Source organism: Sphingomonas sp. AAP5 (assembly GCF_004354345.1).
GTDB lineage: Bacteria > Pseudomonadota > Alphaproteobacteria > Sphingomonadales > Sphingomonadaceae > Sphingomonas > Sphingomonas glacialis.
In genome coordinates, this window is sequence record NZ_CP037913.1 from 3136728 (window position 1) to 3159970 (window position 23243).

Annotated in this window: 19 protein-coding genes; 8 read left to right on the forward strand and 11 right to left on the reverse strand. The window is 59.8% G+C overall.

The features are described from left to right. Positions 1-56: 56 nt before the first annotated feature. The 3 genes from E2E30_RS14430 to E2E30_RS14440 are packed head-to-tail and all read right to left on the reverse strand — an operon-like array spanning position 57 to position 2468. The gene (locus tag E2E30_RS14430) at positions 57-665 is read right to left on the reverse strand and encodes a histidine phosphatase family protein (protein ID WP_133190916.1); all 609 of its coding nucleotides are present in this window, start codon (positions 663-665) and stop codon (positions 57-59) included. After that, positions 656-1465 carry a 3-deoxy-manno-octulosonate cytidylyltransferase gene (locus tag E2E30_RS14435; protein WP_133190918.1) on the reverse strand — a complete coding sequence of 270 codons (810 nt, stop codon included), beginning with the start codon at positions 1463-1465 and terminating at the stop codon, positions 656-658. Before E2E30_RS14435 ends, E2E30_RS14430 begins: the two co-directional genes overlap by 10 nt. 7 nt (positions 1466-1472) lie before the next feature. After that, a complete protein-coding gene (locus E2E30_RS14440; protein WP_133190920.1) occupies positions 1473-2468 on the reverse strand; it encodes a KpsF/GutQ family sugar-phosphate isomerase in 996 nt (331 codons plus the stop codon). A gap of 151 nt (positions 2469-2619) precedes the next feature. Between E2E30_RS14440 and kdsA the strand changes: the two genes are divergently transcribed. Next, positions 2620-3456 (forward strand): 3-deoxy-8-phosphooctulonate synthase, encoded by an 837-nt coding sequence (gene kdsA / locus E2E30_RS14445; RefSeq protein ID WP_133192118.1) that lies wholly within the window; start codon positions 2620-2622, stop codon positions 3454-3456. A 473-nt stretch (positions 3457-3929) separates the two neighbouring features. Here kdsA and E2E30_RS14450 read toward each other — a convergent pair whose 3' ends face one another. Genes E2E30_RS14450 through E2E30_RS20815 form a run of 3 tightly spaced genes read right to left on the reverse strand, consistent with a single transcriptional unit; the run spans position 3930 to position 9583 of the window. Continuing rightward, positions 3930-4673: a class I SAM-dependent methyltransferase gene (locus E2E30_RS14450; protein ID WP_240699114.1), complete on the reverse strand. Its 744-nt coding sequence runs from the start codon at positions 4671-4673 to the stop codon at positions 3930-3932. A gap of 18 nt (positions 4674-4691) precedes the next feature. Beyond that, a complete protein-coding gene (locus tag E2E30_RS14455; protein WP_240698950.1) occupies positions 4692-8816 on the reverse strand; it encodes a glycosyltransferase in 4125 nt (1374 codons plus the stop codon). Further along, positions 8813-9583, reverse strand: coding sequence for a DUF4214 domain-containing protein (locus tag E2E30_RS20815; protein WP_165954532.1), 771 nt, complete (start codon positions 9581-9583; stop codon positions 8813-8815). The genes E2E30_RS14455 and E2E30_RS20815 overlap by 4 nt, the downstream gene beginning before the upstream one ends. A gap of 435 nt (positions 9584-10018) precedes the next feature. On the opposite strand from E2E30_RS20815, the gene E2E30_RS14465 reads away from it, so the two are divergent. Next, positions 10019-11221: a right-handed parallel beta-helix repeat-containing protein gene (locus E2E30_RS14465; protein ID WP_133190924.1), complete on the forward strand. Its 1203-nt coding sequence runs from the start codon at positions 10019-10021 to the stop codon at positions 11219-11221. Positions 11222-11236: 15 nt separating this feature from the next. Here the strand turns inward: E2E30_RS14465 and E2E30_RS14470 are convergent, their stop codons facing one another. After that, positions 11237-12283 carry an FkbM family methyltransferase gene (locus tag E2E30_RS14470; RefSeq protein ID WP_165954533.1) on the reverse strand — a complete coding sequence of 349 codons (1047 nt, stop codon included), beginning with the start codon at positions 12281-12283 and terminating at the stop codon, positions 11237-11239. 350 nt (positions 12284-12633) lie between these two features. Here E2E30_RS14470 and E2E30_RS14475 point away from each other — a divergent pair, with 350 nt between their 5' ends. The 6 genes from E2E30_RS14475 to gmhB are packed head-to-tail and all read left to right on the forward strand — an operon-like array spanning position 12634 to position 19026. After that, the gene (locus E2E30_RS14475) at positions 12634-13269 is read left to right on the forward strand and encodes a DUF4214 domain-containing protein (RefSeq protein WP_133190928.1); all 636 of its coding nucleotides are present in this window, start codon (positions 12634-12636) and stop codon (positions 13267-13269) included. A 9-nt stretch (positions 13270-13278) separates the two neighbouring features. Continuing rightward, a complete protein-coding gene (locus E2E30_RS14480) occupies positions 13279-16449 on the forward strand; it encodes a glycosyltransferase (RefSeq protein WP_133190930.1) in 3171 nt (1056 codons plus the stop codon). An 8-nt stretch (positions 16450-16457) separates the two neighbouring features. Next, entirely contained in the window at positions 16458-17039 is a 582-nt protein-coding gene (locus tag E2E30_RS14485) for a D-sedoheptulose-7-phosphate isomerase (protein ID WP_133190932.1), read from the forward strand. Then, positions 17036-17998 carry a D-glycero-beta-D-manno-heptose-7-phosphate kinase gene (gene rfaE1 / locus E2E30_RS14490; RefSeq protein ID WP_133190934.1) on the forward strand — a complete coding sequence of 321 codons (963 nt, stop codon included), beginning with the start codon at positions 17036-17038 and terminating at the stop codon, positions 17996-17998. The genes E2E30_RS14485 and rfaE1 overlap by 4 nt, the downstream gene beginning before the upstream one ends. Then, positions 17995-18474 carry an adenylyltransferase/cytidyltransferase family protein gene (locus tag E2E30_RS14495; protein WP_133190936.1) on the forward strand — a complete coding sequence of 160 codons (480 nt, stop codon included), beginning with the start codon at positions 17995-17997 and terminating at the stop codon, positions 18472-18474. The genes rfaE1 and E2E30_RS14495 overlap by 4 nt, the downstream gene beginning before the upstream one ends. Before the next feature lie 3 nt (positions 18475-18477). Next, positions 18478-19026, forward strand: coding sequence for a D-glycero-beta-D-manno-heptose 1,7-bisphosphate 7-phosphatase (gene gmhB / locus E2E30_RS14500; RefSeq protein ID WP_133190938.1), 549 nt, complete (start codon positions 18478-18480; stop codon positions 19024-19026). Between the two features lie 55 nt (positions 19027-19081). On the opposite strand, the gene E2E30_RS14505 is transcribed toward gmhB, so the two are convergent. The 4 genes from E2E30_RS14505 to E2E30_RS14520 all read right to left on the reverse strand — a co-directional run bounded on the left by E2E30_RS14505 (position 19082) and on the right by E2E30_RS14520 (position 23242). Beyond that, complete coding sequence (locus tag E2E30_RS14505; RefSeq protein ID WP_133190940.1) at positions 19082-20488, reverse strand: hypothetical protein; 1407 nt, start codon at positions 20486-20488, stop codon at positions 19082-19084. A gap of 241 nt (positions 20489-20729) precedes the next feature. Next, positions 20730-21356 (reverse strand): acetyltransferase, encoded by a 627-nt coding sequence (locus E2E30_RS14510; RefSeq protein ID WP_240699115.1) that lies wholly within the window; start codon positions 21354-21356, stop codon positions 20730-20732. Between the two features lie 252 nt (positions 21357-21608). Beyond that, complete coding sequence (locus E2E30_RS14515; RefSeq protein ID WP_133190944.1) at positions 21609-22265, reverse strand: hypothetical protein; 657 nt, start codon at positions 22263-22265, stop codon at positions 21609-21611. Between the two features lie 29 nt (positions 22266-22294). Beyond that, positions 22295-23242: an FkbM family methyltransferase gene (locus tag E2E30_RS14520; protein WP_133190946.1), complete on the reverse strand. Its 948-nt coding sequence runs from the start codon at positions 23240-23242 to the stop codon at positions 22295-22297. Between the last annotated feature and the right edge of the window lies 1 nt (position 23243).

The following is a 23243-nucleotide window of genomic DNA, read 5'->3' on the forward strand; positions in this document are numbered from 1 at the left end:
GTGGCTCTCCAGCAATCCCCCTGGCGATGCAAGGGCTTGTGCGACCGGGCGAAAGCTTACGGCCGACGGTTCCATTCGCCCAACCGCAGCCCGCCCGCGTCGCGAACGATCGTACCGAAGGCGCCCGTCCGCAGCTTGAGCGTCGGCAGCAACGCCGCCTGCGCGTGCAGCCCTGGGTCCGAGAGCAAGGCGAACCGCGCCGCGCCGTTGCTCGTGACGAGGAGGATGTTGCCCGATCCCGACGCCCAAAGCGCGTTCCAGCCCGCAACGCGCTGCGCAGAGTCGACGCTCCAGCCATCGGGGGCGTGCGCGGCATGATCCCACGCCTCGATCGCCGCCGCGCCGATCCGCGCGAGCACGGCGCTTTCGGGCATGTCCTCATCGGGCCCATGGTCGATTTCGGTGAGCCAGTCGGCGGTTTCGACCAGCGGCGGCGCGGTTTGCGCGGCGAGGATCAGCGCGAGCGTCTCGCGACTGCGCGCAAGCGGCGCGGTGAGCGCGCGATCGAAGCGCTGCCCGCCAGCCGCGAAGGCGGCGCCCAGCGCCTTCGCTTGCGCCCGCCCGCTGGCGACGAGCGGCAAGTCGGTCCGCGCACCGATCCGCCGCGGCGCGACTCCCGGCTCGAACGTGTCGCCGTGACGGACGATCGTGACGGTCAGCGCCATGAGTGCTCTGGCTCGCCGAACTGCGCGATCAGCCGCTCGGCCAGTGCGACGTCTGCCGGAGTGTCGATTCCCGACATGGCATGGCGCGGCGGCGCGACCGTGACGGTCCGGATCTCGACCCCCGATTCGAGGAAGCGCAATTGCTCGAGCCCCTCGAGCTGCTCGTACGGCGTCGGCGGGGTTGCCTCGAATTCGCGCAACGCCGCGAAGCGATAGGCGTACAGGCCGATATGGCGAAACACCGGCGACAGTCCGCCCGCCTCGCGCAGCGTGACCTCGTTGCGCATCGCCGGAAGGACGGTCTTGGAAAACCACAATGCGCGGCCCTCGCTATCGCGCACGCATGTGGTGCCGCTGAACGGCGATGTCTGCTTGTGCGCGCGCATCGCATCGAGCGCATCCCAGTCGAGCTGCACCACCGGCGTCGCGACCGCGCTGCTCGAGTCGCGCAAGGCACCGATCAGCGCGGCGATCATCGCCGGATCGACGAACGGCGCATCGCCCTGCAAATTGACGACGATCTCGCTCGCGCGGTCGCGCGCCGCCGCCCAGGCCCGCCCCGAACCCGAGGTGATCGCGCTTGCGGTCAGCACCGCGTCGCAGCCGAGCGCGTGCGCGTGATCGAGGATACGGGCATCGTCGGTCGCCACGACGATCTCGGCGTTGCCCGCCCGCCGCGCGCCCTCGCGAGCGACGGCGACGACGCGCGACAACAGCGTTTTCCCGGCGATCTCGACCAGCGGCTTGCCCGGCAACCGCGTCGAGCCATAGCGCGCTGGAATTACGATCAGGTCGGGCATTGCAGCGTCAGGCAACGCCCGCGCGCAGGATGTCGTGCAAGTGGATCAGCCCGACGAGCTTTTCGCCACTGACGACGAACAGCACCGACACCGCCTTTTCATTGAGGATCCGCAGCGCGTCCGAGGCAAGGATCTCGGGTCCGACGGTAATCGGCTTGAGCGTCATATGGTCGCGAATATCGGCATGCATGTGATCGCCGCTGACCGCGCGGCGCAAATCGCCATCGGTGAAGACGCCGAGCAGTCGCCCACCCTCGTCGACCACCGCGGTGCAGCCGCAGCGCTTGCGGCTCATCTCGATCGTCGCCTCGATCAAGCTCGCGCCGACCTTGACCACGGGGATGTCGTCACCCTTTGCCATCAACTGCGCCGCGGTCGCGAGACGCGCGCCGAGGCGGCCGCCCGGGTGGAAAGCGAGGAAGTCCGAGCGCGTGAAGCCGCGCCGCTCGATCAACGCGACTGCCAATGCGTCACCGAGCACGACTTGCACCGTGGTCGACGACGTCGGCGCGAGTTCGTTGGGGCACGCCTCGCGCACTTGCGGCAAGGTGAGGCACAGATCGGCAGCGCGTCCGGCGGTGCTCTCGGCAAACGCGGTCGCGACGATCAGGCGGATGCCGAATCGGCGGCAATAGGCGATGATGTCGCCAAGCTCGGTGGTCTCGCCCGACCAGCTGAGCGCGAACACGATGTCCTCGCGACCGATCATGCCGAGATCGCCGTGGCTCGCTTCGCTGGGATGGAGGAACAGCGACGGCGTCCCGGTCGACCGCATCGTCGCGGCGATCTTGCGCGCGACGATCCCGCTCTTTCCCATGCCGGTTACGACGAGTCGCCCCGTATTTGCGGCGATCGTATCGACGGCTTCGAGGAATCGGTCGCGCAACGGGAATTCGTTGAGCGCGAGCGACAGCGCCTGAAGCGCCGCCATCTGGATTCGCGTGGTGCGCAGTGCCGAGAGCAAACCAGGATGTTGCGAGCTGCTAAGCGCGATCGCTTTCATAAAATCCCCTTCTGCCATGCCTTTACGGCCGGCATGGATGCCATGGCCCGGTATCCAATTGACTTCCACCGCTGCTCGAGCGCAGGTCGCTATATACGCGCTCCCTTACGCAAAAAGCCATAGGGGCAAAACCATCAGAGAAAGCGTGACCATGCAGCTGTGCGGACAAGCGGTCGGCCCGGACCACCAGATTTTCTTCATCGCAGGGCCGTGCGTCATCGAAAGCGAGGCCCAGTCGCTGGCGATCGCGACCCAGCTTCGCGCGATCGCCGACCGGCTCGGCGTGCTGCTGATCTACAAGAGCTCGTTCGACAAGGCGAACCGCAGCTCGGGCACGTCGTTCCGCGGCCCGGGGATCGAAGAAGGCTTGCGCATCCTCGAGAAAGTGCGCGTCGAAACCGGGCTTCCGGTGCTGACCGACGTCCATACCGAAGACCAGGTGAAGATGGTGGCCGAGGTCGTCGACGTCCTCCAGACGCCCGCCTTCCTCGCGCGGCAAACCGATTTCATCTCGGCGGTTGCCGCTTGCGGTAAGCCGGTCAACATCAAGAAGGCGCAGTTCATGGCGCCAGGCGACATGACGCACGTCGTCGCCAAGGCGCGTGCCGCCGCGACGAGCGCCGGTGTTTCGGACGGCAACATCATGGTGTGCGAGCGCGGCGCGAGCTTTGGCTACAACAACCTCGTCTCGGACATGCGCAGCCTGGCGATCATGCAGGGTACCGGCTGCCCGGTGGTGTTCGACGCGACGCACTCGGTCCAGCTGCCGGGCGGGCAAGGCGACCGCTCGGGTGGTCAGCGCGAGTTCGTTCCCGTCCTCGCGCGCGCGGCCGTCGCGGCGGGGGTGGCGGGGCTGTTCCTCGAGACGCATCCGGATCCCGACCAAGCGCTGTCCGACGGGCCCAACAGCTGGCCGCTCGACCAGCTCGAGCCGCTGCTCGCGCGGCTGATGGCGATCGATGCGGTGGTGAAGGGGTCGGGGGCATAAGCCGCCGTTGGCGGTGCGATCGACATCCGCGAATTTAAGCCCGGGATGGCGAGCGCCGCGTAGCACTGCTACCGCACCGACTGTTGAGCCAGAGATCGAACCGCACTGACGGTAGCAAGCGCCTACGTTGCCGCGCACCGCATCGAGCGACCCGACAACGAGACGATGCGTGAGAGCCTTGAACCGTCCGATTCAGCGCAAACGGCTCCAGCACCCCGCTAACCGTCGTTCTCGCGAAGTCGCTGCCGGGCACCTTCGGGGTTGATAACGCGGCTCCTGCTACAAAAACGATGGCGCTGCTCACGCAACGGCAAACGGCAAATTGGTCGCAAAACCAAGACAATGTATCCAGGCTCCGGCCGAATGGGCCCGATTGAACAGACTGGGTCTCGACGCCCGCGTTGCGCAGCGGCGCAATGGGTTTGCAAGGATCAGCCCGTTCAAACGGCCAGGTTCAACGCTGTCGAGCGGGTTCACCGATATGCGTGGATGATCGTGCGATATGTCCCGTTATTGTCGACGCGCCGGCGAAACGATGGCGTGCTTTTTTTGTTCAACGGGTGCGACTGCGAAACGGGCGAGGGGATTGCCTCGACTTTAGAAAACCCGAACGTGTCCAGCATCACTTCCAAAGCAGAAATATTGGGCGCCCAGAAGTTTGTCGGATCGTCCCCAAGTTCTCCGGGCCGGTACAGGCGCATCGCAGGGATGGTTTCGAGCGGCAACGCGGTTACGGTTTCGATGATTAGATGATTCTTGCACATCCGGGCAGCAGCCTCGAGGCACGCATATGGGTCTTTGACATGATAGAGTACGCCAAGAAAGAGTACGATATCGAACTCCCCCAGCGACGCCGGCGACAGGCCCATAACATCAACGTCGAGAGTTTCGACACGCGACTCCAGCGCGCGATGGATTAAGTCAAAACCATCTTTGGTGCCCCAGCCGGGTCCAGACCAGCAGAAGTGATCTGTCGCCAGAACGCGCGCAGCACCTCGACGCTCAGCTTCGAACGAAAAATATCCATCCCAGGCACCGATATCGAGAACGGATTTTCCGGATACATCTTCATTGAAGAACAAGTCCGCCTCTGCCCGCAAAATGTTCAGAGACTTTATTCCATCGATGCGCTGCGATCCAGGCAACTCAAACGAGTGGAACCACCGGACAGATGTCGTATCGATCAATTCTGCCGTCATATTTGCCTCGCCTGTCATCACGCCATAATTCCAATGCTACACATTCTCTAATTCTATTACTGGCTTTATTTCTATTGATTCTAGGGATATTAATGATTTTTCATCAACCCAAATTCTAATCTCGATATCATCTATCCCCTGACCGAGATCTAAAATCCCCGAATAGCGCCACCGCGCCTGATCCCAGTCCAAAGGAGCGTTCACATGATGCGTCTTGCCGCGATTGGATGAGATATCGAGATATTCGCCACCGGTAGAATCTTCGAATGATCCGGTTGCGGTTACGCGATACGATCCTGCCTGAAGTGGCATATAGGGTCCGTAGACGAGGTACCCGGCTTTGCCGGCACTTTCGATCTCTCGCCGCCGTCGCTTCCCAACAAGCGAAAGCAGCCGTTCGTCATTACCCCAGAAACGCAAGATGCCGTCAGTCTTCCACTGCCGGTAGGGGGGGCTTTCTCCCAAGACGCACGCCAGCAGGTCTTTGGCACTTTGCGCCCAGGTCAGCCATGGTATTTGCTCGAACCTAACGGCATTCTGCTTGTGCGAAAGTAACATTTCCACCGCGTTGCTGATGGCAGCGGGATCCAGGCTATTCGCGAAGTAAGTCGCGGCATTACCACCTATTTCACGAAAAACCGGGATGTCGCGTGCCAGAACGGGGAGCCCGTGACGGCTCGCCTCGATCAGCGGTAGGCCGAAGCCCTCCCCTTCGCTTGCAGCGATGAGGCAAGCGCACGACGCATAGACTTTTTCAAGATATTCGTCGGTGATGGCCTCCAGCCAAAACAAGCGAACGCCGTATTGGGGGTTGGCGCGCAATTCGCCCGCAAAATCCTCCATCAACCAGCCGAGCTTACCGACCAGAACGAGATTCACCGCAACACCGCGAGCCCAAAGCTTTTCGAATGCGGCCACCACCTGACGATGCCCCTTGCGCGGCTCGATCGTACCCACCGTGACGAAGGAGGGCGCTGCCCGCAGGGCCGCCAAGACCTCGCTGGCGTTATCAGGCAGGCCGAACGAGGGTGCGCTATTCTCGGTATCGGCGCCAAGGTGGAACCAGTGAACGTCGATAGGGCGCGCCCGTTTCGGACCAAAATGATCTAGCCAGTCAAGAAATTCGTCGGCCACTGCGCGCGATATGCAAACGACCCCGGTAAATTGCGATATAACGTGCAACCACAGACTATGTCCAACCTGCGCACCGGCAACGAAATGGTCAGACAGCACTACCGGCAGGAGATCATATACAACAAAGTATATTTTTACACCCGACCTATGCCAATCTTCGAGCAGCTTGCGTTGTTGCGAAACAATGATCGATTGCAAGTCGAGCCCGACGAATACATCTCCCGGTCCGGGCTCGATTGGATCGTTCGCCCAGTTGTCCGTCACGCCCAGGAAGCCCGCGGTGAACGATCGGGCGTGGCGATATCCCAAAATGTCGTGATCGGCAAAGACCGGTTCAACGATCCAGCCTTCCGGCTGTTCGACCAGCCATTGCTTCAGAATCGAGCGAACGACTCGCTGGATCCCGGATTTCGAATCGCGCTGGACCAATTCCGAGACATCGACGTAAATTCTCTTTGGCCGCGGCGCGGGCGGTAAATTGCGCGCGATGGCCGACGCCAAGGTCGCCCAATCCTGCTTTGACAAGATTTCGGCATCGTCAACAACGGCTTGGCCCAAGCCATATTCTCCCAGATTGGCCTGAGTGTAACTGTGTTCGATCGCGTCGGCATAGGCCGCGGCGCAGCGCCGCGGCTGATGGAGCGTGGCGATCCTGGCCTTGGCATTTGCACCAAGCGTGCGACGGCGCTCGTCCTCTTCGAACAGAGTGGAAAGCGCCGTAACGAGATCGGCATCGGTAAAGTCGTCGTCCAGCATCCAAACGCAATCACCCGGCAACTCGGCCATAGAGCCGTTCGCGTTGACGATCGTTGGAAGTCCGCCGTTCATGCAATCGAGCACCGCCGCAGACGTTTCCCCGCGTGATAGCGCGCGAAGTTGCACCCCTACGTCCGCTGCTGCGAGCCAGCCGCGGAAGGCCGCGAGATCCGTCCAGCCGGTAATCTCGATACGTCCCGCTGTCTTGGCAGAACGTACCGCGCGCTGCAGATTCGCGCCATATTCGCCGGCATCATTCTGACCAACGAAGATCAGGTGACACGACGGATTTTGCGCGAGCGGACTGGCAAGCCAGGCAGCAAGCAGGCGATCATTGAGCTTCATCGGGCCAAGCACGCCGAAACTGCAGACGATGAAGTCGCGCTCATCAATGCCGAGCGTTTTGCGGGCCACCGCTTTACCCACCGAAGCCAGCGGCTCTCTCAAAAGCGGAATCACGTTCCAATTTTGCCCGGCGTCCTTGCCATACCACGATCGCGCAAGCTGCCTTGGATAATCGCTATGGACGATGATGCCGAGCGCGTCCTGGATGACCCTTAAATTGCATGGGTACGTCCAGCCTGCCTCGGGCGGCCCTTCCGAAAAATACTTCAAAGCAGCGGGCCATCCATAGGAGTCGACCAACGTTTGGACCATGCCATTGGACGTTTCGCCGATCCCGTCGCGAAATTCGGCCACCCCAGACAGGAAAAAGTCATGCAAGACGACCACACCCGGATAGCTGCGGATTAGGTCAAACATGTGCGAATGGAACTGCGAGTTTCCAAATTGATAGACGATCCGGTCAAATTCATTGGCATGCCGCCGGAACCAAGCGAGATCGCGGATTTCGCAATTGCCCAAGATCTTGGGATCCGCGCTTCCCTCTTGCGGGGTAATGACCTCGACGCGGTAATGTCGCAACAAAGCCGGAATCAGTTCAGCGCTATAATCGGCGATGCCACTCGCTGCGGGAGGAACCGGAGACACGAACGCCAAGCGTGGCCGCCGCCCCGACATGGCATTGCGATCTGCCGAAAGGTCACGCCGATCGCGATGCATCTCCTCCAGCGCCGCCCAGGCCCGCCGACTTGTCTTATCCCAGGAGAAAGCCTTGGCCCGCTCTAGTCCGTGCCTTTCCAACCGCTCGCGAAAGGTATCATCGATCAACACGCGCTCGATCTTGTCGGACATCGCTTGGACATCGAACGGATCGAACATCGCATCTTCCAACCCGACAACCTCGGGTAGGCTTGAGCCATTGCTTGTAATCACCGCACGCCCGCATTTCATCGCCTCAAGGGCAGGCAGGCCGAATCCTTCGTGCCAAGACGGGAAGACGAAAAGCTTGCAAGCCCGATAACAGAGGAGAAGATCTTCGTCGGATATGAAGCCGGTCAATATCACGGCACCAGTTTGCAGACCGAGACCAGTCGCCAATTTCGACAGGCGTTCGCGATCGAATGGTTGGATTGAACAGACGATGGCCAGCTGGTGCGAATCACGGACCTCGGCCGGGAGGGCCGCAAAAGCCTCGATAATGCCTTCGACGTTCTTCCGGTGATCGATTCCCCCCGTGTACATAACGAAGGGTCGCTTGATGCCATAGCGCTTGAGCAGCCCCGCACGATCGGTCGCGTTTACTGCGGCAGGCGAAAAATGGGATTCGGCAGCGGCAGAGATGTTCACTGCGTCCAACGGATCAACTGAGAGATGCTCCAACGCTTCACGCCGCGCAGACTCGGAGATGGTCAACAATAGATCAGCATTCCGAAGATGGCCGATCTTATTTTCGTACCACTTCTCCACAATGGGATTTGATAGATAGAGCGTACGATTGAGGAGAGGAATGAGATCAAAAAGGACGACCGCGGTCGGCACGGTGGACGAGAGTTGGGCGATACTGGTTACAACATTATCATCCAGGCCCTCGAAGATGGAAGTGATGAGCACGCAATCGGGCGATACACTTGCCAAAGTTGCCTCGCGCAACAATTCGGAAGCGCGACGACGCGCATCGTTCTGCGGATCCGCTGCCTGCGCCGGGGTTAAAGCTTGCCACACCAGAAAGTTTTCATCCGCGACGATTCCATCGAACGCCGCTCGTATAGGCTCGATCGTGTCGTCAAACCCAGCGTTCAGAGCGATGTACACCTCGTGGTCACCAGCGTTCTGCACCATGCTTTTGGCAAGCGAGAGACAATATCGGCCGATACCACGATGCCGATTGCTGCCCTGAGCCCCCTGCAGATCAACGACGATACGCATCATTCGGTCTCCCGATGGCGCGTATCTGATGGGATCATGCCGCGAATTCGCAGGGAAGCCCGCTGCTCGTTCGAGCCGGATGTGCTCCCGCCAGTTTTCATATCAGGGGTCTCGTTGGCATATTGGGCAAGCTTTGCACGCACGATATCTTCAATTTCCAGAAGTGTTTCGTGATCCACGCCGCGCAGCAGAGACACGAAATCGTCTCGCCCACTTGTTTCGTCCCAGCGCGCGTCGGCGATACGCCGCCCATGTGCCCGATTGAGGACCTCGAATTCACGATTGGTGCGCCGCTCCAACCGTCGCGTCCGGCCCAGCCAATAGCGAAGCCCACGAATATTGGTTCGTTCGCTTGCGACCAAACGATCGAATTCGTACCAGAACGCCCCAGCAATCCGGGCCTCCTTGGACGTAGCGATGTCGCGCTGGACGCGCTCGCGCGCTTTCCCCGACCTTAACAGGTTGAGGTAAAATTCCATTCCGTCCGGCTCGGGTATCCTGCCGATATACGCGGTGTACACGCGCTCAAGGAACGCTTCGTCGTCTCCCTCATGCACCAGAGCCTGTTGCCGCGCTTTGAACTCGGACGACGCGGCGATATCCGCTAGCATCCGGGACCGCCCCGCTCCCATCCGCAACGCGCTAACGCGGGCGCTCAACTCGGGTGATTGAGGCCAGCGCCCCAGCAGGATATTATACGCAGTCTGGACGAAATCGGAGGTCGAGAGCTCCAAAAGATTGATTACGCTGCCGATTGATTCGCTTGGCATCTGTTTCATCTCTGCGTGAATGGTGAGACACGTATTCCGGTGATACAACGATTGCGCAAAAAGGGCATCCGCCGGGCCATGTATTTCTGGTGAACCATTTCTTTCGCGTGGTCCACGGCAGAAGGGAGTGCGACTTCGCGGCGCGCGCAGCGCTTGCTCGGGCAGAAACCGTGACGACCCGCAATCTCGCACGGTTCGGCCGTGACAGAGCGCTCGGCGTGGATCGCTAGCGGCCAAATGCGCCACTGCGACATCGGGCGACGCACCGACCGCGCGTCCGACGCGCGCGCAATGCAGGCCCGGGCGACATGATGAAAGCGCCCGCTTGGAAGTCAGCTCGAAGCCGGCGCCTTGTTTCCGCACCGCATTTAACCGACAACACGGCGATCGGATCGGAAATAGCGTGCATAAGGCACACAAATTCGAAGGCAATTTGTGCATAACAAGATGTGGTACGCGTTCATGCTATCAGCGTCGCTGGCCACCATTGGTGCGTCAGGTAAGATCGCGGCGGACACGGGTCGCCGCTCCATGGCCCAATGCCCCGGGTTGGCACTTCCCAGCAACGACGAGGCGGCCGAGCTTCAAAAATGCCTCGATCACTTGCCGGCAGCCAGCGTGCTTGCGCTTACCCCCCGCATCTATGTCCTGCACGCGCCTATCACGATCAACCAACGGGTGACCATCACGTCCGCCGGGGTCGGAGCGACCGCGCAGGGATGCAGCCCGAACATCGACAACCGCTGTGCAACGCTCGTGCTGGCAGCGATGCACGGTGCCATTCCGTTGGATCGGATGCCGCTCGAAATCGCTAAAGCCGGGGTAAGCTTGCGGCATCTCAGGGTGCAGGGCAGCCGCGGCGCAGACAAAGCGTATGATCAGAGAGTGTGTCTGAACGAGCAAACTCGGCCCATGGGCGGCGGGATACGGGTGCGAGCGTCGAACTTCACGTTTTCTGGTTCGGCGATCCGCGGCGTCGCCTGTTACACAGCCATGGAGGTTCGTGCCGGTGCTGATCACCTGCGGGTGATCGACAGCCTATTCTGGGAAAATGGGGACCATCAAACGCCGTTGATGTGGGCCGACGGTTTGACCGTCCATGAAGCAAAAGACGCCACGATCACCAGAAATCTGTTTCGAGACAATACCGACGTTCAACTCATTTTCGGCGGATGTGCGCGCTGTAGAATATCGCACAATAGCTTCACCCATAGCGAAGGCTTTGGCGGTGCGTCGTTTGCCGAATTGATGTTGCAATCATGGCCAACGACGAGTGGCGATTTCAGCGGCTCGCTCATCAGCGAAAACGCGATAAATTGTTCCCCTACCAAGCGCTGCGGTTATGGCATCATGATCGGCAGCAGCCCATGGTATGCCGGTCGCGCCACCGGCGGGGAGGTCAGCCGAAACACGGTTCGTTTCGCAATGATCGGGCTTAACGTCGATCGATTGACTGGCCCGATGGTCATCCGGGATAACACGATTGCTGAATCCGGCGGACGGTATAGCTCGGCCTGCGGCACCAAAGACTGGCCGGCCCTCAACACAGCACCGCTATCGAAAAAATTCACGCTCGGGATGCCGACGGGTACCGGCGTCAGCACTCAGGGATGCCTGCTGAATCAGCATCCCAACTGACACCGGTTCCACTTTTTATGGATTAAACTTCGGGTTACGCCACGCTTGAACACCATCGATCGTCGTGCGGGGCACTCCGTTGTCGAGCTCGAAGATGGTCGGACGCTCAATTTCCAAAAACCATCCGCGCGACAGCATCGTCTCGATGATGCCACCTTCCAGCACGCGCGAATGAAGCCCTATCAAGACATACGCTACCTTTTCCGTCAATAGATCCACGGTCTGCGCAATGAGGTCTCCTTCACCACCTTGAATATCGATATGGAGCAGATCGATCTTGGGACGATCGCCGATCACGGTCGCCAACGTGGTCAATTCCAAGCTATCGTATTCGCCGCTTTCCACGGCACGGCGACTTTCTTCTTCTGTGGCTCCAAAGATTGGTTCCGACCCCCAGCCGTTCATCGCTCCGTTCGCGCGCGGGAAAAGGGCGTATCCGGGCTTGCCCGCGGCGATGCCACGGATGACTCGGTACTCGGAAGGCGCGATTCCGTTGGCGGACATCGTGCGCTCGCACATTTCGATGTGCATGGGATCGCCCTCGACCCCGATGACCTCGATCTTGAGACCGCGGCGCTTTGCGGCAAAACCGGTATTGGCCATCCAACACCCCCAGCCGCTGCCGAGCTCGATCATGGTGAACGTCTCGCGCGCCAATTGAACCGATCGGAAAGCCGCGGCCCATTCTGCTGTGTCTGCGTGGTAGTTACCAGGGATCGGTATCGGATCCAGCTGGCCGCTCGTGTGCTTCAGAAATTCGAAGACATCGGTCGGTACAGCAACGCCCTGAAAATTGACATTAAAGCCGTCTCGCGGCTTACGCTCGAGATCGACCATTCCTTTCACGATCCCCACCACATCGAGCATCGTGTTATAATGCAGCAAGGGATTGGGAAACACGCTCGACAATCCGAGACGGCTTAAGGCTTCAGGAGAGTGGGCGATCTCCTTTATCATCGCCGAGGTGCTCGGATGAGAAAGGTGGAAGTCGATTACGTCCGCGCTTTCCGGTTCGCGCCCCAACAAGACGCGGTACGCGTCTTCTACGTCTTTTCTCACCATCAGTCTCTCCAAGCATAAAATGCAAATAGTATGGTCGGCCAGAGGCACTCGCGACCTCATCGCGCTCGCACGGTGAAACGGGATTCGGTTTGATCAGGCCCGATAAAGACCATTCGACGCGTGACTGCTCGTCCCCCGCCCCTCGCTACCCACCATCTCCAGCCCCGTGCAGGGACTGACACCGCTCTTGTGTAGAGACAAGCTGTTCAACACGCGAGGGCTCGGGGCAAGTTCCGCCAAGGTGCCGTCTTGCCTGCCGATATTGCCAAACGCCGTAGGATGGTTCAAGAGCTGAGGCCGATCCGAGGCATCAGATCGCGTAAGAAAAGCGCGCAAAAAGTGGAGCCGGCATGTTGCAACACGGAGATGTCCGACCGTCTCATCGCCTCCCTCTCGACGAAAACTTCATAAAATCGATCCGATCTGTCGCAGACGTTATGCAATGGCATGACGAAGTATTTGTAGAGCTCGCCTACCTTATCATCATTGGTCGCCCTGCCGATACAATAGGACGCCAATACTATTTGAAACGGATACGCGAGGGCCGTGGCAGATTGGCAATCCTCGACCAACTCGCCAAGGCAGCCGAGGCGAAGCCGCTCTGGGCACAGATTAGCGACCTCCAGGCTGCGCTCGACCGCTACCGCGCATCACGCCGGTTTTTCGCGGGGCTTCGGCTACGCCGGACCGATCCAGAACTCGGCATGCGACCGCCTCTTGCCCGGGCACGCGCTATCACCAACGAAATAGGCCGCGCCCGACAGGACATCATGCTCGCCTGCGGCGAACTGATCGCGGGGCATAAGGATCTCTTGCAGTTGGTCAGCACCCAAGGGGCGGCGCACATGGGTGGGACAAGCGCCATCGCCCAGGAATCAAAAGCTGCGGTTGACCTCCATACACCGCGCCTGCGATCACCTTCTGACGTCCGAGAAAATGACTTCGACAGCAGCGAGAAGCGCCTGATGCAAGCGCTGCGAATATAGCAGGACACTATGCGAATTGTGATTGATTATCAGGGCGTACAGACCGGAAGTCGCTTTCGCGGAATCGGTCGATACGCAGCATCCCTGACGAAAGCGATGATCCGATACGGCAACGCGCACGAATTCATCGTCGTCCTCAACGGCCAATTCGCAGACGGTATAGAGGCGATAAGGGCAGATCTTGCTCCCTATCTGCCACAGTCGCATATCCGTGTGTGGTACACGCCCGGTCCGCTACGCCCGTTGGAGAGCCGCGATCCTGACCTGGCTCGCATCGCCGAAGTCATGCGAGAGCATTACATCCGCTCGCTCGAGCCGGACGTCATTGTGCTCACGAGCCTGTTCGAGGGTCTGTCCGATGCAGCAGTGCTGTCGGTCAAACGAAGCGTGCGGGAAATTCCTGTCGCTTGCATCTTCTATGACTTAACGCCGCTCGTTCTGCCCGAATCCGACTTTGAGACCAACCCGCTTCACCGGCGGTGGTACCGCGACAGAATTGCCGATCTGAAGCAATGCGACCTCCTGCTGGCCATATCCGAAAGCAGCCGCGGCGAAGCGCTTCGCGAACTTCAGTTTGCCGCCGAAAGCGTCGTCAATATCTTCGGAGCGCCGGACGAAAGGTTCGTGTGCAAACACCTGAGCGCGGCGGAAAAGCGCCTGGTAGGCCGCCGCTTCGGATTGACGAAGCCGTTCATCCTGCACGCGGGCGGGCTCGAAAAAAGCAAGAATCTGCGCGGCTTGATTGCAGCCCTTTCGAATCTCCCGTCTTCACTGAAGGAGCAATATCAAATTGTCTGCGTCGGCAAACGCAACGAGGGCGATTACGAGGAATACTTTGCGTTGTCAGCCGATCCCGCCGTCCACGACATGCTCGTCGTGCTCGACCATGTGTCGGATGACGCGCTCGTCGATCTGTATAACGCCTGCAGCCTGTTTGTCTTTCCATCGCTGAGGGAGGGCTTGGGTCTGCCCGCGCTCGAAGCGATGGCCTGCGGGGCGCCCACCATCACCTCCGATTGCGCCAGCCTGCCCGAGATCGTCAGAAACAACAACGCGATGTTCGATCCGACCTCACCGTCGACGATCGCAGCCAAAATCACGGAGGTCCTGTCCGACACCAAGCTGCAGGAGCGCCTCTCTGCGGCGGGGCTCGAGCGCGCCGCGGCGTTGACATGGCAAGCCTGCGCGGAGGTCGCGCTGGCGGCGCTCGCGCGCTTCGCCCCGGGCAAGGTGATCGACAGCAGCCGGCGAACGACGATCATGCAGACCGGCATCATCGGCCCGCGCGCGCTCAAGATCCTCGTTCAAAAGCTGGATCATCATGGCGATTTCTTCTTGGGGCTACCTGCGATGGCGAAATTGCGGGCGCGCTATCCGTCCGCGCGGATCGATGCATTGGTTGGGAGCTGGAACAAAGGCGCGGCCGAGGCGAGCGGCTTGTTCGACACCATTTTCACGCTGGATTTTTTCAAATCGCTGTCATCCGATCGGCCGACCTTGAGTGACGAACAGCTCGATATCATTCGCCAGATGCCCTATTATGACTATGCGATCGATCTTCGGCGTCAGTTCGACACTCGGTTCATCCTGTTGAAGATCAAGGCCGACAGTTATTTCGGCTATGAGACCGGGTCGGCGGAAATCGATCAGCTATTGACCAACGGCTTGAAAGACCATGCCGAGTCGGTCGGCGTGCGCCGCTATTACGAAGAGACGCATACCTGCGAGCAGGTTCTGAGGATCGTCGAGGCGCTTCCGTTCGACGTCAATGATTACGTGGCGCTTCCGGCCATGGGTACACTCTTGCCGACCAAGAAAGGCTCGGTCGCGATCTTTCCCCGCGTTGGGCTCGACGCTCGACAATGGAATTCTGATCGCTTCGGATTGCTCGTGCAAAACCTTGCTGAGTCACCGGAAATAAGCCAGATCAACGTCTACGCCGGCAAGGCCGAAGAGCTCGCCACAATCCCGTTGCCGGATCATCCGAAGGTCGCGATCAAGTGCGGCCTCAGCTTTTCAGAGCTGTTCACATCGCTGTCGGAAAATGAAATATGCGTCGGCAATAACAGCTTCGGCGTGCATTTGGCGAGCTATGCAGGATGCCGAACGACTGGCATTTACAGCGGGCATGAGCTCCCACAGCAGTGGGGGCCCGCGTTCAACGATGCAAAGGTCATCATGGTCGATGCGGAATGCGCGCCGTGCCACCTGCCTGATCGGCAAAGCTGCCCCTTTGGCGTCTTCTGCTTGGACGACATCTCGGTAAAGGCCGTTACCAACTTGGTGCTCGCAGACGTATCGGGAGCGACTTCGCTGTTGAAAAAGTCCGAGATCATCGCGCAGAATCCAGCAAGCGCTGTTCCCGCGCTCGTCAACGAAATCAACCGGCTCAAGACAAAGGATCAGATCGCCGGCCTGTCACCAACGGACAGGCTTGCGCTTAACGGAGCGATCGCGCGGAATTTCCCGAAACGGACCCGGCGAGGTCGGACTCTCTTCATCGACATGTCAAACTTCCGATATGACGTTGATGTGCTCGAACCCAAGACGCAAATCCAATGGGATTCGACGCAGCGCCTGATTACGGCATTAAGAGCAAAACTACCCGCAGACTATTCGGTGGTGACAGTGGCATCACGCCGTCACGATCACGAATTCTATATCATGCCGTTCGAGAAATCCGATGACGTGCTTTTGTCGCCGGCCGATGCTCCGATCCTGCGACCGATACCGGGCGACATATTTCTTGGCATCGACAGCAATTTGTTCCGCAGTGCGCCGCAATGGGACCTGATCTATAGCTGGCGTTCGCAAGGGGTGACGACGGCATATCTCGTCCCAGACTCCATTCTGACGCGGTGGCACGCTGCGGACGGCGAGGATCGGGAAGCACAATTATTTAGGGCTTTCCTCCAGGAGATCATGCATTTCGATCAGATAATCGTCGAAGGTCGGCTCGGTGCGATCACCGAAAGCTGGATCCGTGCGAATGCTCCCCCACGCGACCGCCCCCTTTTGGTGGATCACATCGCTTGCATTGAGACCGGCCCCGCCGACGGTTCGGATCGGGAAAGCCCAACCGTCGCCACGGCAAAGCGTTTGGTCACGATCCTGACCGATCCGAAACACAGTATTTCCAACCGCCCCGCCCGTGCGCATGTTGCCGAACTGGCAGAATAAGGTTTCCTATGCCCCCCTCACCTGCTTCGCCGCTCGCCGCTGAGATCACCGCGACTCTTGCAGCGCTCCAGACGGCGTTTACCCCCATATATTGTTCGGCGATTGATCGTGCTGCGGATGCCCTGACGACTAGCCTGCGCAACGGCGGCAAGCTTCTCATTATGGGCAATGGCGGATCCGCTGCGGATGCGCAGCACATCGCGGCAGAACTCGTTGGCCGCTTCAAACTTGAGCGCAAAGCCCTCGCCGCGATCGCTTTGACAACCGACAGCTCGATTCTCACCGCCTGGAGCAACGATTATAGCTACGACACGGTGTTCAGTCGGCAAGTTGAGGCCTTGGCGCGTCCGGGCGATATCGTGTGGGGCATCTCCACCTCCGGCAATTCGCGCAATGTCGTCGCCGCTTTCGAAAGCGCCCGCGCAATAGGCGCCACCACGCTTGGGATGCTTGGCCGCGATGGAGGTGCGGTGTTGCCGCTGAGCGATATTGCCCTGGTCGTCCCGCTCGACCTCACCGATCAGATACAAGCCACGCACTTGCTGACATATCACGCGCTCTGCGCGCATCTGGACGCGGCCTTCCAGTGAAGCTCCGCGACAAGATCCAGCAGCTGCGGATCATAGTGGTCGGTGACGTCATGCTCGACGAATATTGGTTCGGTGATGTGCATCGAATTTCGCCAGAGGCCCCGGTGCCGATTGTGCGCATAGCTCGATCCGAGGAACGGCCGGGCGGTGCTGCGAATGTCGGTCGCAATCTTGCGGCTCTGGGCGCCAAGGTGACTTTGCTGTCGGTTGTCGGTGCAGACAATGCCGCGGATCGGTTACGTGCCGTGCTCGACGAAGCCGGCATCGACCATCGCCTTCAAACCGATCCGGAAATCCGAACGACGGTCAAGCTGCGCGTCATCGGGCAGCAACAGCAAATGTTGCGGATCGATTTCGAGGACGCACCGTCCGCAGAAGCGCTCGACCAAAAGAAGGCGCAATTCGAGGAAAGCCTCGCTTCGGCCAGCCTGGTCATTTTTTCGGACTATCGCAAAGGCTCGCTCCGCCACATCGAAGACTTGATTGAACGCGTGCGGGCGCGCGGCAAGATGATACTCGTTGACCCCAAGGGTGAGGATTACGAGCGATATTCCGGCGCGACGGCCATAACACCCAATCGGTCCGAATTTACTGCGATAGCAGGAGGCTGGAATTCTGCGCAAGAATTGGAGGACAAGGCCCAAAAGCTTCGTCGCAGCCTTGGGCTAGAAGCGCTCCTGGTGACGATGAGCGAGCAGGGCATGATTCTGTTCAGGGAAGATTCGGTATTTCACAAGCCGGCACAAGCCCGAGAGGTTTTCGACGTGTCCGGAGCAGGCGATACCGTCATCGCCGCCTTGGGGGTGATGCTCGCCGCCGGGGCTTCATGGGAACATGCGGTCGATTTCGCCAATGCGGCCGCTGGCTTAGTGGTCAGCAAACTCGGCACCTCCGTTGCAACCTTTGAGGAGGTGTCACAATTGTTCGACGATATCGAGAATTGGCCCCTCACCCCATGACGCTCAGCGACAAGATCGTGCCGGTCGAAGCCCTTCCTCGCGCACTCGCTACGCTCGCACGCCCGATCGTGTTTACCAACGGCGTTTTCGATCTGCTGCACCGCGGCCATGTGGAGTATCTGGCCGATGCACGTGCCTTGGGCGGATCACTCGTCATCGGGTTGAACAGCGACGCGTCCGCACGTCTGCTCGGCAAGGGGGAGGATCGACCGATCAATCAGGAACGTGATCGCGCGATCATGCTGGCGGCCCTGGAAGCCGTCTCAATAGTCTGCCTCTTCGACGAGCGGACTCCGATGGCTTTGCTCGAACACGTCCGACCCGATCTCTACGTGAAGGGTGGCGACTATGATGTCGAGGCGCTGCCCGAATCGACGCTCGTCAAGTCCTGGGGCGGGCTATCGCGAACTATCCAACTTCGGCCAGGATATTCCACGACGCGCCTGGTCGATCGGATTCGAGCATTCAAGCCGTAAACCATGCACCGGGCGCTATTTCTCGACCGTGACGGTGTGCTCAACACCGATCATGGGTATATCGGGTCGATTGATCGTTTTGATGTGATTCCCGGCGTTGCGGAGGCCCTCAGCCGAGTCTCGTCGCTCGGCTATCGGCTCATCGTCGTGACGAACCAATCGGGCATTGCGCGCGGTTATTTCACGACCGAGGACTACGATCGGGTAACACGCCACATGGTCGCGACTTTTGCGGCCAGGGGCGTGTACTTCAGCGGAATATATCATTGCCCGCACCACCCCGACGGTCAGGAGCCGGCGTTCGCAGCCGTCTGCGATTGTCGGAAGCCCCTTCCGGGCATGATCCTAAGGGCATGCGCCGAGCATCATATCGATCCCGCCCGCTCGATCATGGTGGGGGATCGACTAAGCGATCTGGCGGCTGGAGACGCGGCCGGGGTCCGCCGGTGCTTCTTGATCGGCACTTCGGTCGAACCCGGTCGTCAGTCGTTTCGGTCGTTGGCGGAGTTCGTCGATTCCGCGATATTTGCAACGCTCGCCGCGGAACGATGAAGCGCCGTGCGGCCACGAGAGATGCATACCCCGCATCAAAGCAGCGAAATCTCGCTCAATAGTCCTGGCCGTCGTTTGCCGAAATTCGGACGTGTGGTCCGACCGGCGAGCCTTCAATACTGCCTGCGGAACACCCGTACACCGAATTTCCGACGATATAAAGGTGGCCGCCTATCGTCTTGTCGATGCTGATACAGAACCGGTCGACAGCAGAATTGTCGTGCCCTTCACGGGAGATGAAGTTGTTCACGATCTTTATGTCGGACACTTCCCTCCCCACTGTCAGTTCGTCATGGCGAATTCCGTCCCGGCCCTGCCCGTTCGCGGTTATTTCGTTCTCCATGATCTTGATGTCTCTCCCGCCACCCAGGAGGACACCAGACAGCAAATTGCCATTGATGCGTGCGCCGCTCACGGTCAGGCCCCCGGACCAGCCCGGCTCGGTTGCAATGCCGTTACCGGTTTGGCTCGATCCGATCCAGGATCCTGCCGCGATCGTGACGTTTTGCCCCTTGATCAGATGCACGCCCGTCTCAAAGGGGTGGTCGCATTCCAGATGGGGAACGAAAAGCCATTTTGGAACGCTCGCCCCGCCCTGAACGGCAGCGGTGTCTTCCATCACGATGCACTTCGCACCATACATGAAAATACCGGACTTTAGCGTCACCGAATAGCTATAGCTGTCCATGTCGAGCCACGTCAGGTGACGGTTGTTTTTGGCCGAGCCGACCACGTTATCGAGGATCGCACCGAAGACCGCCGCTGGTGACGCATTGTGGCCGATGAACTTGATGCCGTACACGCCATTCAAGTCAGACATGTTGAGGTTCGCAACTGTCATCGAAGCGCTCGAATCGTCCAGCACCCCATTCCACCCCGTCAGGTCGACTCGCTCGAGCGTCGGAAAATACGCTTGATGGAATTCGATGGCATAGCCTGCGATCTTCTTGACCGCGGGGATAAGGAACATATCCGACAAAGTTACCTTTTCGCTCCCGGTACCGCGGACAACGATGTCGCTTGCGGTGTTCGACTGTTGCTGCAGAAGCGTCTCGCCACGCCCATCACCGAAAATATGGCAACTTCCGCGAATCGTCAGGCCGGTATGGTAATAGCGACCTGCCGCTATCCGCAGCGCGCGCGCTTGGGGGCCACACGCCCAGGTCAAGGCGCGCTGCAAAGCACCGGTGTCGTCGGTCGAAGCGGGGGCCCCCAAAGCGCCCCACACCCGCGCATTCGCGCCCTGGGAAAAGGTTGCGACCCAGCAACCGGCGCCGCGCGCCGGCTTGACATCGGCGCCGTCGTCGCCTGCCCCGCGCCCGGTCGCACAAGCCGAGGGGACATATCGGTACGTCATATCCCCGCCATCACCGGCGGTCGCGAAGCCAGACCGGTAAACCACGCCAGCCGATGGCGGAACGGCAAGCGCCTTCAATTCTCCATTATTCTGCACGACGGGCATCGTCTGAGCACCCGCCGACGCTACGGCTTCGAACGCGACAGCAAGAAAAGGTAAGAGATACCGCCGACCCATCACGCATATTCTCCGCCGGTTTCGTAGAGTGATGGCGCCACGCTACGCCCTTTTTGAGCATAGAGTGTCAGGCGAAAGCTCTCGGACCGCCTGGCCCGGCATGACGTTTGTGTCGAACATGCCCTGCCGCACTCTCCTAGCCACCGCCGCGTGGCCGTAGGTTGCCCGTTTAACGACGGGCGACAGCGGGGGCCCCAAACGCGAGACATCCATCGGGCAAGTCCCGAATAACCAGACTTCCTGCGCCTACCATCACGTCGCTGCCAATCGTCTTTTCGGGTATGACGTTGCAGCCCACGCCGAGAAAAGACCTTGCGCCGATCCGGACGCAACCCGCCAGGGCGGAGCCAGGACCAATGTGGGCACCACGGCCAATCACGCAGTCATGATCGACACCGGCTTGCGTGTTGACGATGGCGAAGTCGCCTATCACCGCTTCTGCATTGATCGCGGCGCCTGCCATAACCGCGACCCCTTGTCCGATTTGGGCTGAGGGAGAGACCGCCGCGCGCGTGCTGACGGCGGCCGGGAGCGCAAAGCCCCGTGCCAGCAGCCGATCGCCGATCCGTTCCCGCAATGCGTTGCTGCCCAGTGCGACGAAAGCGGCGCGTATGCCGTTACGCCACAACTCTTCCAGCTTTTCGTCCGTGCCAACGACAGGGACCCCCATCACCGTCCGTGCCGTATCGTCCGCGTCGGTCAAGGCCACCACCCGCCAATTCGTCTCCCGAAGAAGATCGATGACAACCTTGGCGTGCCCGCCGGCGCCCAACACCACGATGTCCTGTGATTGCACGCTCAAATCACGACCCTTCTACGTATCGAAATTAGCGCAGCCCCATAGCATGCCTGGAGCACGATGAGACGGCGAAGATCCCGAAACACCCACTCGCCACGCTGGTCAGGCTCGTCCTCGCGGGACACATCACCGGATGCGACCACGATCGCCCGAGGACCCCAACGCAAAAGCGATTCGGTCGCCAGGCAATCGGCCGACGCGGGATTAGCCGCGCAACAGCGTTGGGGGGCTTTGTCCGCCCGAAAACGCTCAGCGCGAACCGTTCAAGGCTTCCAACTCTATGATCCGCGCGTCGCGAAGCGCGATGGCATCGTTTGCCCAGACATCACGATCATCGAGGGATTGCTTCAGCCATGCGGCATGGGCGACAAGCTCGTTAAACTCTTCATCCTTGCGTATGAACGCATTGCGCAAGTCTGCATATGCCGCCTCGAGATTGACGTACGATACCTGCAGATGCGAGATCTGCGCGCGAAGCTCGGCTGTATCGCTCGCGATCTTGCGAGATTCCTCCTCCGCGGCCAACAGGTTCTTTTCAAGATCGAGGACAGCGCGCTGAGCGGTCTTGGTACGCGACGCTTGCCCCGCGCTATTTGCCTCCAACGCGTCACACCGGCTAACCACCGCTGCCATTCGCTGACGATCTTCTTGCCGCTTCGCCTGTAGGCGTTCGTACAAGGCGCGAAGTTCCGAATTCTCCGCCTTCAGAGTCGTCTGCTCGTTATGCAACGTCGCGAGCTGTCCGGTCAGCCGCCGGAAGTCGTTTGCATAGCTCTCCCAAGACCGCCTTCCGTCGACCGGCAGCGAGGCCTCGGGCGGAAGAGACAGTTCCTTGGACTTGTCCTTCGACTTGGCGTCATCGTTCTGATCCTTGATCGGGACCATTCCACGGGCATCTTCAGACATTCGCTCTAGTTCCGCTATATTCATGTTGCTCAACCCTCGCTCGAATCTATCAACGACGCCAATAGCTTTCGCCTTCGGTTCGAGGCCCTAAAGAAAATAAGATTGCACGATGGGCTGCCCGCTGTGGCGATGCCTGCGACAATCTGGTCGATCGTCGCCTTGACGCACCGGCCGGTAGCCTCGTCGATCTTGAGAAACTGGCGAAGGCCAAGCTTGAAAAAAGCGTTGAACCACGCGTTAATATCTATTCCGAACTTTTCCAGATGGTACGGACCAAATTCTGCGATCACAAAGATATCTCTATTCTCTGCCACCACGCGCGTCATCCCGCGCAGTACCTTTATTTCATACCCTTCTGCGTCGATTTTCACAAGATTTACGACCATTTCCGGCGGCAGAAGATGATCGAGGGAAACCGACTTAACGTTATGCGGCGTACCGCCCGGTTCCCCCGGAACAAGCGTCCCCATCATGCTGTTCACGCCCGGAAAATATTCGACCAGGCCGTCTTCGTCCGATGCTGCGGCCTCGATTACTCTTGCGCGCGCATCAAGACCGTTGCTCGCAATCGATCGCCGAAGGCATTCGGCTGACCGGGGCGCCGGTTCCAATAGGATCACCGTGCCGGACGGGCCGACCGAGGTTGCCATCGGCAACGACAACAGACCGATATGCGCGCCGACATCAACGACGGTATCGCCGTGGCGGATCAGCGTCTGCAAGACACGGATTGTACCTGGTTCATGCAAACCTGTGCCGTTCGCAAAGTGGATCAGCAGCCACTGCTCTTCTTGAGGAATAACGATCCAACCCAAGTCCGAGCGAACCGCGACGAGCCGATCGTCGAGATAGATCATTTGACGGCGAGCCAATTGCGCGACCAATTCGCCAATCTTGTCGACCTTCTGCGCGATCGCCTGCGCCTCGAGACGGACCGATTCGATCGCCGCGTTCAGAACCTCAAACTCTGCGCTCATA

What these genes read in the sequence shown, in the direction of transcription:
- E2E30_RS14430 (WP_133190916.1), bottom strand. Translation starts at nt 665, where the DNA reads ATGGCGCTGACCGTCACGATCGTCCGTCACGGCGACACGTTCGAGCCG.
- E2E30_RS14435 (WP_133190918.1), bottom strand. Translation starts at nt 1,465, where the DNA reads ATGCCCGACCTGATCGTAATTCCAGCGCGCTATGGCTCGACGCGGTTG.
- E2E30_RS14440 (WP_133190920.1), bottom strand. Translation starts at nt 2,468, where the DNA reads ATGAAAGCGATCGCGCTTAGCAGCTCGCAACATCCTGGTTTGCTCTCG.
- kdsA (WP_133192118.1), top strand. Translation starts at nt 2,620, where the DNA reads ATGCAGCTGTGCGGACAAGCGGTCGGCCCGGACCACCAGATTTTCTTC.
- E2E30_RS14450 (WP_240699114.1), bottom strand. Translation starts at nt 4,673, where the DNA reads ATGACAGGCGAGGCAAATATGACGGCAGAATTGATCGATACGACATCT.
- E2E30_RS14455 (WP_240698950.1), bottom strand. Translation starts at nt 8,816, where the DNA reads ATGATGCGTATCGTCGTTGATCTGCAGGGGGCTCAGGGCAGCAATCGG.
- E2E30_RS20815 (WP_165954532.1), bottom strand. Translation starts at nt 9,583, where the DNA reads ATGCCAAGCGAATCAATCGGCAGCGTAATCAATCTTTTGGAGCTCTCG.
- E2E30_RS14470 (WP_165954533.1), bottom strand. Translation starts at nt 12,283, where the DNA reads ATGGTGAGAAAAGACGTAGAAGACGCGTACCGCGTCTTGTTGGGGCGC.
- E2E30_RS14475 (WP_133190928.1), top strand. Translation starts at nt 12,634, where the DNA reads ATGTTGCAACACGGAGATGTCCGACCGTCTCATCGCCTCCCTCTCGAC.
- E2E30_RS14480 (WP_133190930.1), top strand. Translation starts at nt 13,279, where the DNA reads ATGCGAATTGTGATTGATTATCAGGGCGTACAGACCGGAAGTCGCTTT.
- E2E30_RS14485 (WP_133190932.1), top strand. Translation starts at nt 16,458, where the DNA reads ATGCCCCCCTCACCTGCTTCGCCGCTCGCCGCTGAGATCACCGCGACT.
- E2E30_RS14495 (WP_133190936.1), top strand. Translation starts at nt 17,995, where the DNA reads ATGACGCTCAGCGACAAGATCGTGCCGGTCGAAGCCCTTCCTCGCGCA.
- gmhB (WP_133190938.1), top strand. Translation starts at nt 18,478, where the DNA reads ATGCACCGGGCGCTATTTCTCGACCGTGACGGTGTGCTCAACACCGAT.
- E2E30_RS14505 (WP_133190940.1), bottom strand. Translation starts at nt 20,488, where the DNA reads ATGCCCGTCGTGCAGAATAATGGAGAATTGAAGGCGCTTGCCGTTCCG.
- E2E30_RS14515 (WP_133190944.1), bottom strand. Translation starts at nt 22,265, where the DNA reads ATGTCTGAAGATGCCCGTGGAATGGTCCCGATCAAGGATCAGAACGAT.
- E2E30_RS14520 (WP_133190946.1), bottom strand. Translation starts at nt 23,242, where the DNA reads ATGAGCGCAGAGTTTGAGGTTCTGAACGCGGCGATCGAATCGGTCCGT.